Annotated in this window: 11 protein-coding genes; 1 reads left to right on the top strand and 10 read right to left on the bottom strand. The window is 60.9% G+C overall.

Annotated features, from left to right (window positions below; all coding sequences use genetic code 11):
• A partial coding sequence (locus HQL56_14220; protein ID MBF0310675.1) for an acetolactate synthase large subunit occupies positions 1–636 on the top strand: 636 nt, incomplete at its 5' end.
• A gap of 82 nt (positions 637–718) precedes the next feature.
• Here the strand turns inward: HQL56_14220 and HQL56_14215 are convergent.
• The 10 genes from HQL56_14215 to dsrA all read right to left on the bottom strand — a co-directional run.
• Complete coding sequence (locus HQL56_14215) at positions 719–1,144, bottom strand: HEPN domain-containing protein (protein ID MBF0310674.1); 426 nt, start codon at positions 1,142–1,144, stop codon at positions 719–721.
• Entirely contained in the window at positions 1,141–1,458 is a 318-nt protein-coding gene (locus HQL56_14210) for a nucleotidyltransferase domain-containing protein (GenBank protein MBF0310673.1), read from the bottom strand. Before HQL56_14210 ends, HQL56_14215 begins: the two co-directional genes overlap by 4 nt.
• Positions 1,459–1,567: 109 nt before the next feature.
• On the bottom strand, positions 1,568–3,007 hold the full coding sequence (locus tag HQL56_14205) for a CapA family protein (GenBank protein MBF0310672.1): 1,440 nt from the start codon (positions 3,005–3,007) through the stop codon (positions 1,568–1,570).
• Complete coding sequence (locus tag HQL56_14200; GenBank protein ID MBF0310671.1) at positions 3,004–5,829, bottom strand: DUF3160 domain-containing protein; 2,826 nt, start codon at positions 5,827–5,829, stop codon at positions 3,004–3,006. Before HQL56_14200 ends, HQL56_14205 begins: the two co-directional genes overlap by 4 nt.
• 152 nt (positions 5,830–5,981) lie before the next feature.
• The gene (locus tag HQL56_14195) at positions 5,982–6,347 is read right to left on the bottom strand and encodes a hypothetical protein (GenBank protein ID MBF0310670.1); all 366 of its coding nucleotides are present in this window, start codon (positions 6,345–6,347) and stop codon (positions 5,982–5,984) included.
• Positions 6,348–6,376: 29 nt separating this feature from the next.
• Positions 6,377–6,694, bottom strand: coding sequence for a heat shock protein HspQ (gene hspQ, locus HQL56_14190; protein ID MBF0310669.1), 318 nt, complete (start codon positions 6,692–6,694; stop codon positions 6,377–6,379).
• A gap of 24 nt (positions 6,695–6,718) precedes the next feature.
• Complete coding sequence (locus HQL56_14185; GenBank protein ID MBF0310668.1) at positions 6,719–7,171, bottom strand: CopD family protein; 453 nt, start codon at positions 7,169–7,171, stop codon at positions 6,719–6,721.
• Between the two features lie 62 nt (positions 7,172–7,233).
• On the bottom strand, positions 7,234–8,988 hold the full coding sequence (locus HQL56_14180) for an NAD(P)-binding protein (protein ID MBF0310667.1): 1,755 nt from the start codon (positions 8,986–8,988) through the stop codon (positions 7,234–7,236).
• 19 nt (positions 8,989–9,007) lie between these two features.
• Positions 9,008–10,081 carry a dissimilatory-type sulfite reductase subunit beta gene (gene dsrB, locus HQL56_14175; protein ID MBF0310666.1) on the bottom strand — a complete coding sequence of 358 codons (1,074 nt, stop codon included), beginning with the start codon at positions 10,079–10,081 and terminating at the stop codon, positions 9,008–9,010.
• 50 nt (positions 10,082–10,131) lie between these two features.
• Positions 10,132–11,029: dissimilatory-type sulfite reductase subunit alpha (gene dsrA / locus HQL56_14170; GenBank protein ID MBF0310665.1), on the bottom strand; the 898-nt coding region annotated here is incomplete at its 5' end.

The following is an 11,029-nucleotide window of genomic DNA, read 5'->3' as shown; positions in this document are numbered from 1 at the left end:
CGCGTGGGGCGGGAGGCGAAGCAGCATATCGCCGAAAAGAGCGACAGCAACGCCTTTCCCATTCTGCCGCAGCGTTTCGTGGCGGACCTGCGCCGCGTCATGCCCGAAGACGGCATTCTGGCCCTGGACAACGGCATGTACAAACTCTGGGTGGCGCGCAACTACCCGGCTTACCAACAGAACACCGTGCTGCTGGACAACGCCCTGGCCACCATGGGGGCGGGATTGCCGTCGGCCATGGCGGCCAAACTGACCAAACCGGCGTGCAAGGTGGTGGCGATTTGCGGCGACGGCGGCTTCATGATGAGTTCCCAGGAGCTGGAGACGGCGGTGCGACTGGGGCTGGATCTGGTGGTGATCGTGCTGAAAGACAACGGTTACGGCATGATCAAGTGGAAGCAGGAGCATATGGGCATGCCCTCCTTCGGCCTTGACTTCGGCAATCCCGATTTCGTGCAGTATGCCGAGAGCTTCCGCGCTCACGGCCATCGGGTCAACGCCACGGAGGAGTTCGCTCCCCTGCTGTCCAGGTGCCTGGAGAGTCCGGGGGTGCATGTCATCGATCTGGCCATCGACTATTCGGAAAACGCGGCGGTGTTGATCAAAGAGTTGGAAGAGAAGGTCTGCTTGATTTGAGCTTCTGCCTGAAAGAGGGGGGCAGTAACTGCGGCTGGGGTGATCCGATGGTTGGTGTCGTGGTCCTCGGGTCACCCCAGGTTCAGGGCTGGGAGTGTGGCACGAAGGCCGCACTCTCCTGCAGATGGCTCCTGACCTGGGCTACAAAAGTGTTGGCGTGGCGCACCGCAGTTTCGGCCTGTTCACCGTCGACTTGGCTCAAATCGTCGTAATCAGCCTTTTGCCTTTCCAAAAATGTGGTGTGCAGCCACTTGGAAAGATCCCTCGCGAAAATTCCGTTGCGTACATACTCCCGGTCGAATAAGGCAATGGCCCCGCTGTGTTTGGAGGTTCCCAAGCCTTTGGCGATGAGCAACGCCAGTACGGCATAGAACATGGCGTAATAGGATCGATTGACCGAGGCCCGATAACGTTTGCCTTCCAACAACAGAGTCGCGTCGGAAAGAGACTCTTCCGCCTGTTCCATGCGGTGAGCAATAAGGATGTGTCGCGACTCCTCCCCGGTCATGCCACCATGCCTTCCCGCAAAATGGTGCGAACCAAGGGGCTGGCACTGCGGGGGCCGGAAAAAAATTCCCCGGATGCGTAACACAACACCGAGATGACCAGTCCATGTGCGAAACCCTCTTCCCAGGCGATTTCCCGAATGCGATCTTCCGTGGCCCGGTCCAGAGTGTCCACCACGACGCACAGGTCAAGGTCGGACTCTTCGGTGGCCGTTTCCCGGACGCGGGATCCATAAGCCCAGACACGGGCCTCGGGGCGCTCCTGTCGCAGGGTCCGGACAAAGGATTCGAGGAGTTGTACATCCTGGGACAGCATCGGGCATTCCTCCAAGGGGGTATTCCTTGGGAAGATTACTCTGATTGACCCCACTGTTCAATCATCGTGGCGGTGAATCTCGGGCAAGGAGCAGTGGCTTGACCGGTACTCAACTCGGCAGGGCCTTTGATTGCAGCGCCCTATAAAGTGCTTCGCAACGGGCCTCGTTTTCCGGATCGTTGGCGGCGCGAAAGCCGAAGCCGTTCCATTGGTAAAGGGCGGTTCGGGTCTCCTTGTTGGCCGGGTCGAGCCGAATGAAGGAGTCGGCCCGATGCAGGGCGCAGAGCCGGTGCAATCCATCCCCTGCCGGCATGGCTTGGGCCTCAATGAGAGGCCAGGCCAGGGCGCTGCCGCGCCAGCGGGCCACCAGACCCCGGTCGGCCACCTGATAGACGTAGGGACGGGGCCCCTCCTCCCGGTCCAGGGAGGAGGGGTGCCTTTCGATGCTCAACAGCAACGGCGGTTTGTCGGCCTCGAAAGAGACCGCTTCCAGGGAGAGCAGATGGCGGGCGGCGCTTTTCCAGGAGCGGTGGTCCGGGGAGGTTCCTTCCAGAACCAGGGGCGCGGTGAGCAGTCGCCCCGCTTCACCCCAGGGGCGGAGGTGATGGTTTGCCAGGTGCAGCCCACCCCCCGCCGCAATGCGGCAATCGGCGATTCCCGTCGTCGTCGCGTTTTCCCGGTGGGGGAAAAAGGATCCGGGAGCGGTGGTTGTTGTTACGGCGTCGCAGCTCAGATACGAGTCCTCGATTCGGCAATCGGCCATCAAACCTTGCCGGGTTTGGGGATACTTCTGGTCAAACAGATGGTTGCCCAGGGAAAAGAAAACCGGGCGTCCCTTCAGACATTGAGGGGCGATGGGTACATGGGGGTGATGCCCGATAATCAGATCCGCTCCCTGTCCGATTAACCATTCGGCCAGTTCAATCTGCTCCGGCTGAGGCCAATCCCGCAATTCCGCTCCCCAATGGATGAAAACCACCACCCAATCCGCAAGCGTTCTGGCCAGACGCAGTTTTCGGGCGCTGTCCAGGGAAGGGGCGGGATCCTGCCGGCGATTCCTGTCCCCGATGCGGTTGAGGGCCACCAAACCCAGGGTGTGCTGCCCCAGGCGGACGAATCCGGGAGAGGTGGCGAAATCGAGAGAGGCCACTCCGACCTTTTCCAGTGCGGATCGGGTCTGCAGACGGCCTTGTTCACCCAGATCGCCCGCGTGGTTGTTGGCCAGGCCAACGGCGGAAAAACCGGCTTGCCCCAAAGCTGAGAGCCTGGATGGGTCAATTCGGAAACAGGGCGTGGGGCTTCGGGAGTCGCAGTCCGTCTCTTCACCGCCCACGGCTCCTTCGAAATTGGCCATGGCGAATGTGGCCTGTTTGATCTCCGTGAGTCCGGCCCAGGGGGATTCACCGGGGCGACGGTCCATTTCCCGGGCCACTTCCCGGCCCAGAAGCACGTCTCCGGCGAAAATCAGTCGCTCCCCATCGGCCACTACCAGGTTTATGCCAAGTAAAACAACCAGATGGAGCAGAAGACCCCAGCAGTGGCGTTTCATGGATCCCTGGGGCTGCAGTCGAGGGGGGAGTCGGAAAGATAACGCGACACCCAGCGGGGATGGGAGGCTGTAGCCGCCGCGCTGCGCCAGGTTTCGTCATTCATGGGCTGGTTGGTGACAAATTCGTGGTACGAATAGATGGCTCCCTTGACGATTTCACGGCGTCCGAAGGAGGGTACGATCTGATCCCACTCCAGAGGATAGCCGACAGCCGCCTGCAGAAAGCTGTTGAATTCGGTGCCCGCCACTTCGGCGACCTTCATGATCGGGTCCGGGGCGATGAGGGCGTTTTCTTTGGCCATCAGGCTGAAGAAGACCAGAAAATTGTGTTCCGCCTTGGCTGCGACGTGGTGGATGTCGTCGTACTCCTGGCCGGTCAGAGGCTCTCCGCGCAGCTCTTTTTGCGCCATGGCCCCGAAGTGGAGGAGATCCTTTCGGGACTCTTCCAGGCGACGGATGATGCCCTGGGCCAGGGGATCCTGACTTGGCCAGCTTCGAGCCACCATGCGGGCGGTGGTTTCGAAAAGATCGGCGATGGCGTTGAAGGTTGCCGGATCCGGTTCCACATAACCCCGTGGCGGGCGCATGATGATCTCTTCGAAACCGGCTTCGCCGCACTCCGCACCGCTTATCTCGTTGACCAGAATGGTGGCATGACGCAGGGTGGCCCAGGAGGCTAGCCCGGTTTGCAACCGTTTGCTCCGCCACAGGGGGCCCCGGATGGGCGTGGCAGGTTCCTCGGCCCACTGTTCGGCCAGAGCCCGCAGCCATCGGGCATAGAGATTTTCGCCTTCCTTGCCTTTACCGGCGGCAAAACGTTCCTGAAGGGATTTCAAACGAGGACGAAGCATGGGATAGGTGACGAACAGACCGGAGTTTTCAAGCAACTCTTCGCTCAAACCATTGCCGAAGGCCATGGCCAGATCCAACCCGGTGGGCAGCCACCGGTGATCCCATCCGCCCCGGCTCATGGGGTCGTCCTCATGATGAACCACCCGATCGAGAACCTCGTTGTCCCAGCCCCAGGAAAGGGGAAAGAGGGCTCGTCCGGAGACGGTGCGCGAGGCGTAATCGGCCGGACTGGAAGGCAGATTCCAGGCCAGGGGCGCTCGGGAGGGGGCGATCAGACTCTGATAGCCCTGGATCCAGGTGGCGGCCAGGGTTTGAACGGTTGGAGAAAGGGAACGCAGGAGAGCGACCTCCTCCTCTTCGAGAAAGTGGTTTCCCTTCTGTTTCGATTTCAGATGGCCCAGGTAGCGCATGGCCTGGAAATAGGCGCGGCTTTCCCCGTCGTGGCTGTAATGACCGCGGGGGGCGAAGAGGCTGTAATCGATGTATTCTTTCAGAACAGGGGAGTGATGTTCCCCTTTCGCCGCCTTGATCAGAGTGGCTTCGGGATTGCTCTCCTCCTGCCCGCTCATCAGGGCGTTGGCGGCGGTAAAGACTCCCGCCAGGCGACTGTTCGGGGCCTTCTCCCTCAGTTCCTGGCTGGCCCGTTGCACCAGATCCCGAAAAGCGGGCATGGCCCGCTGCCGTTCCAGGGTCAGAAAAATGCCTTGGTAGGCGGCGGCGAAGACTTCCCAAAAGATATCGGTGGTGACCAGGAAAGGCCGTGCTGGATGGTAACTGGCGTAGGAGTGCCCACAACCATAAAGTTCGCTTTCGTACAAGCTGTAAAGTTGTTCGTACTTCAGGGGGCGATAAAGCCCTCCATTCTCCGAAAAGAGTGACTGGTCCTGGGGAGATTCCAGAAACATCCAGGCATTGACCACATCGGCGAGAGGCAGAGGGACGGGCTGGTAGAGGAGAAAGGAGCCTTCCTTTTCGGCAACCCAGCCCAACAATCCCTTGCCATCGGTGGTCAGGCGGGGCATGGCGCGAAAGAGTTGATCGGGCAGCAGCGTCCAGCGTTTGCCGCTGACCTTTTCCACCACCTCCACACCGGGTTTTCCCGGCTGCCAGTGCAGCAGAGCGGTCCCGTTGGGGGTGTGGCTGACTTCGCCACCGCAGGGTTCATCCAGTGGTTTGGCCTGGTCCCAGTTGGAAACGGAGTACATTCGGGAAAGAAAACAGCCCTTGTCACCGGACAGGATCAGACGATGTCCGGCCGGGTGGAACTCAATGGGCAGGGCATTCGGCACGCTTTCGACTGCCGGGGGCTCCATATCTTTTTGCCACGCTTCGGGCGTAACGGGGCCTGGTGAGGTCAGGTGATAGAATCGCTTTCCCTCTTCGGTGACGGAAGCGACAACGTGGTTGCCGCCCTCCTGTTGCAGAGCGAAGAAGAGGCGGAAAAAGGGGGGCTCGACGTGGGGATGGGTTTGCCAAAAAGGGCGGGGGCCGGCGATCAGACGGCTGATGGGAAGCGGGGATTGCCAAAGGGCGTGCCAGGTTCCATCGGGGTTCAGGGCGAGAAGTGACTTTTCTCCGGCGGCAAACAGCCGCTCGCCGTGACGATGCCAGGTCAGGCTGTTAAGCCGCACCGGGGGAGGCGGCAAGGGAGTCCAGGATTCGCTTGCCGCTCCCATTCGCCAGCGGAACAGGGTGGAGACGCCCTTGGCGTCTTCCAAAAGAACCATCGCTTCGGGAGCGGTGGGGGAGATTTTGATATCAACGACGTTCACCCCGTTGGGAAGGGCTTGCCGGAGGCTCAGTGACGGGGAGGGGGCCACTACCGGCTCGATCTCCTCGAACAGGGACCTGTAGACCTTGTTCAACTCCCGATAATAGGCTTCATGTTCTTCGGGGGTTTGTTCTGTGGCCTGTACGGAGACGCTCATCAGGAGAAGAATGAGCAGCAGAAAACGCCATGAGGTATTCATGGAAAGGATTTTCTCCTGTGGGCATGAATGAACGATGGAGTCTATCGTTACTAAGAATACCCGATGAACTTAGGGATGGAAAAGGGAGCGTGTACAGGAGGGATGCAAAGGTGGCTTGCGGGAGGCCGGACGGCCTCCCGCAGAGGTTCGAATCAGGCGGCCTGCTTTTGCAGCAGTGCTTGTACCGGTCCCCAGGTGGGGGTGCCGGAATTGATCTTCTTCTCCAGGAAAACCGCCAGGTAGAGGGCGTTGCCCGCAGCGTGGAGGTCGTTGCGGGAGAGGGCCTCCAGGGCTTTGCGGCCCTGGGCGGCGGTTTCGACACCGGCCATTTCGATATTCTGCCAGTAGGAGATGGCCTCCTGGCGGTAGACGAAGTTCGCAGGGGTGGTCCGGGCTGCGGAGAGGGAGTTGACCTCCACGTTGCCGGGACCGAAGGTCACTTTCCAACCGTTCACCGCCCAGCCCTCGGCACGGGATATGGCGGATTCCAAGGCTTGCGCCAATGCGGATTGTTCCATTTCAAGTCAACCTTTCGTAAAAAGTCCGGTCAATTCATACGCGAACGGGGGGTATAGCACCCGTTGCGAAATTCTTTGAAGAACTGGTCCACCTGCGGGTGGTCGATGGGCTCGTCCATGGCGTCGGAAAGCAGATGGCGTTCCGCGACATAGGTTTGCACGTCGCTGTCGTGAACCAGGATTTGATACCAGGGCTGGTCCTTGGGCGGACGCGAGCGGGCCACCCGTTGATACCAGGATTCCGAGCGGGTGAACTCCGGGTCGACATCGACGATCACTCCCCGGTAGTTGAACAGGGCGTGCTGCACCACTTGTCCGACAGAGAACTTGGCCGTTTTTTGAGCCACGTTGATCTCCTTGTGTTCCGGGATCTAAAGGAACCGGCCAGCCGAGGCGATAACCGCGACCAGCAACCCCAGGATCAGGTTGATGGTCACCACGCGACGGATACGCAGCAGGTAGAGCCCCGCTTCGGGAAAGAGTTGTTGGCGCATGCGCTCCTGGAAGGATCGATACGAGGTGAAGTAGATGCCCACGAAGAGAAGAATCATGGACCAGCCCAGCACCTGCATGATCCGGATGGACCCTGTTGCCAAAAAGGGATTGCCGTACAGCGTCACGGCCATCCAGTAGCCGGTCAGGGGCAACACCACCACCGCCCCCCAAACCCAGCGAAAAAAGCGTGGCAACACCTCTTGCCAGAGGTGAACCTTGTCTTCGAGATCGCGTGTTTCGACTGCCAGACGCAGGACCATATGAGCGAAAAACATGCCACCTATCCAGATCAGTGCGGCCAGGAGGTGCAGTGCGATGGCAATCGACATGGCGGATCCTTCCAGGAAAAGGGGCGGAAGGTCGCAGCCTTCCGCCCGAGTCTGGCTAAGATCTATACGTGACCCATGCCCATGTCAATGTACCCCGTTGGACAAACCTCCGCGCAGATGTGACAGCCCACGCAGCGCTCGTAACGGGTGAACATGACCTGTCCTTCCGGATTGCCTTTGAACTTGGTGATGGCTTCCTTGGGGCAGTAGAGCATGCACTGATTGCATTCGAAACAGAGACCGCAGCTCATGCAGCGGCTGGTTTCCGCGACCGCCTTCTCCGGTGTGAGACAGGTCAGACCTTCCTGCCAGTTGTCGACCACCTGCTCGAAATGGCGCAGGGAGCGCCTGGCCAGCGGAGAGACCGGGAAGTAGTCCCACTTCAATTTCTTGTAGGGGATGACATCCGGTTTGGAGAGCTTGGGCGGATCGATGCCCCGGAGTTGGAGATCGATGGTTTCCGCAGCCTTGCGTCCCTGGCCGATGGCCGTGGTGAGCAGGGAGATCCTGACGGCGTCGCCGCCGCCGAAAAGGCCCTTCTGACCTTGAATCTGGCCGTTGACATCCACCTGCAACCAGGGGGTGCCGCCGGTGGCCTGTTCCAGGCCCGCCATATCCGTGGTCTGTCCGATGGAGGCCACGATGATGTCCACGGGCAGGGTGAATTCGCTGCCCGCCTCGGGCTTGTAACGGAAGAAGGGAATGGCGTGATTCCAGCCCTCTTCACCCTTCTCCTTGCGCACCATGCGGGTGCATTTCAGACCGGTGACGGCACCGGAGGCGTTGCGTTCCACCGAGACGGTACCGGTTTGGAACAGCATGTCGGTACCTTCCTGTTTGGCTTCGTCGAATTCCGGAGCCGAACAGTTCATCTCCTCCCGGGCCACACCGGAGAGAAGGGTGGAGGAGGCTCCGAGACGCAGGGCCAGACGGGCCACGTCCATGGCGACATCGCCGTCGCCGATCACCGCCACCCGCTTGCCCTGCAGGCCCATGGCGCCGAGACCGCCGTCGGAACCGCCGACCAGTTCGAACTCCCGCAGGAAGGCGATGGCGTTGGTCACGCCGGGGCCTTCGGAGCCGGGAATGGGCAGGTTGCGTCCCTTCTGGGCGCCGACGCCCAGAAAAACGGCGTCATAGCTCTTGCGCAGTTCGTCGAGGCTGATGTCGGTCCCGATACGAACGTTGCAACGCACCTCGATGCCCAGGTCCACGATGCGCTGGATCTCCTTTTCCAGGACGCTGCGGTCCACCCGGTAGCCCATGATGCCGTAACGCATCATGCCCCCGAGTTTGGGATCCCGTTCGAAGAGGGTCACCGCATGGCCCTTGCGGGCCAGATGGTAGGCGCAGGAGAGGCCTCCCGGACCGCTGCCCACCACCGCGACGCGCTTGCCGGTGGCATGAATCGGTTTGGGGAAGGCGAGGTTGTGGTCGATGGCGTACTGACCGATGGCATGCTCGATGGCGTTGATGCCGACGGTTTCGTCGCGATACTGCCGGTTGCAGGACTTCTGGCAGGGGGCGGGGCAGACCCGTCCCATGACCGCCGGGAACGGATTGGTCTCCGTGAGGCGGTAAAAGGCGGCCTGCCAGGGATTGTCATGCTTCCAGACGCCCCGCAGGATGTTGTTGTAGCCGCGAATGTCCTCTCCCGCCGGGCAGCCGTGGGAGCAGGGCGGAACGCGCTGGCTGTAAGTGGGGCAGAGGACGCTCTTGTCGCCGTAGGCCACCTGGCGATCCAGACCGTTTTCCTGCACCATGGGGGTGAACGGCCAGTTTTTGGCCGTATCCAGATAGTGGTTGCTTTGAGTCATGGTTCTCTCCCCGAGTCGGTCAGAAACGCACGTGGGCCGATTTGTTCAGGGAGACCCGCGAGTAACGGTAGCTGTCGATCATGTACTTGTCGAACTCCAGCCCGGTTACCTCGAAGAAGCGACGCCAGCCGATGCGATCCACCCACTCCCCGAGGCGTTCCCAGTCGCGTCCACCCTCTTTGTAGGCCATCAGAATGCGCTTGACCACTTCGTTGACTTCCGGCCAGCGGGGGGGATTGTTGGGCAGGCCGTGGCAGACCAGCTTCATGTTGGTGGGCCGGGTGCGGGCATTGGAGTTCTTGCCGCCGATCCACACCGCCAGTTTGGAGTAGTCGGGGTGGTTGATCTCCATGGCCGGGCAGGCGCCGAAGCAGGCGCCGCAGTAGACGCACTTCTCTTCCACCACCATCAGGGAGGGCTTGCCGTTGACCGTGGTGGGCCGAATGGCCGCCACCGGGCAACGGGCCACGGTGCTGGGCATCTCGCAGACATTGGCCAGGATTTCGTGGTTGATGCGGGGCGGACGGGTATGCTGCACCACCACCGCCAGATCGGCCTGACCACCGCAGTTGATCTCGCAGCAGGAGGTGGAGAGGCGCACGCGATTGGGCATCTCCTCCTTGATGAACTCCTGGTAGAGTTCGTCCATCATGCTTTTCACCACGCCGGAGGCGTCGGTGGCGGGAATGTCGCAGTGCAGCCATCCCTGGGTGTGGGCTACCGCCGAAACCGAGGGGCCGGTGCCGCCGACGGGATGACCCGCCGCTTCCAGTTCCCGGATCAGGGGTTCGACATTTTCCCATTTGGGCGTCATGAATTCGACGTTGTTGCGCACCGTCCAGCGCAGATGTCCGTCGGCAAACTTGTCCGCCAGATCGCAGAGGTTGCGCACGATGTCGATGGTGACCTGCCGGTGGGTACCGGCGCGCACCGTGTAGAGGACATCCCCGCTCAGGGCGACATGCTTCAGAACGCCGGGACGGGGGCGCTCGTGATAGTGCCACTTCCCGTAATTCTTCACCGATACGGGATGCAGAAACTGCCGGAAGTCGTTGGGACCACATTCGTTCGTCTGATACTCTCTCTCAGCCATGGTATCCAATCCTTGCGCAGGAAGATGATGTCGTTACGGGTCCGGGGCCGTCAGGCACGCGGGTGAATCTGCGGCACATGTTCGTGATCGGCCTTGAAGAACGGGTTGTCCCGCGGATGCTCGACCATTTCCACAATGGCTTCGATACCGACGGCGTCCAGGAAGGTCTGCATGCCAACCCGTTCGATGCACTCGCCGACCCGTTCGTGATCCAGACCATTCTCCGACCAATAGTCGATGATGCGGTCCACGAGTTCGATGAGGGCATCGACATCCTCTTCCGTTTCCATGGGCATGAAGGGAACCATCATGGAGCCCAGCATGTTGCCCATCTTCAGATGCCCCTTGCCGCCGACCAGCAGCGAAATGCCGCGCTCCTTGCCGGGAGAGAGGGCCTTGGGCATGACGTTCAGGCAGTGCATGCAGCGCACGCAGCTGCCGTTGTCGATGACGATGTCATCGCTGCCCTGCAGCGTGATGGCATTGGTCGGGCAACGGCTGATGACGTTGTTGACCAGATATTGCAGACCCTTGCGGGCCACGAAGGCCTTGACTTCGGCGTGGTCGATCCGGATGTCGTCCTTCCAGGTGCCGATGACGGCGTAATCGGAGCGTTGGATGCTGTTGCAGCAGTCGTTGGGGCAGCCGGAAAACTTGAACTTGGCCTTGTAGGGCAGTTGGGGCCGGTGTACCAGATCGGTGTAGTAACGCAGCACCTTGAGATGGGTGTTCAGCGTGTCGTAGCAGGCCATTTCGCAACGGGCGGGGCCCACACAGGAAGCTCCGGTGCGCACGCAGGCTCCCGCGCCGCCCAGATCCCAACCCAGGGGATTGAGTTCGTCGAAGCAGGCCTGAACCTTGTCGGCGGTGATGCCCTGCAACTGCAGATTGCCCGTCTGGCCGTGCATGGAGAGCAGGCCGGAGCCGTATTTCTCCCAGATATCGCAA

This window comes from Magnetococcales bacterium (assembly GCA_015231925.1).
Taxonomy (GTDB): Bacteria; Pseudomonadota; Magnetococcia; order Magnetococcales; family JADGAQ01; genus JADGAQ01.
This window is presented reverse-complemented; position numbering and strand designations above follow the sequence as displayed.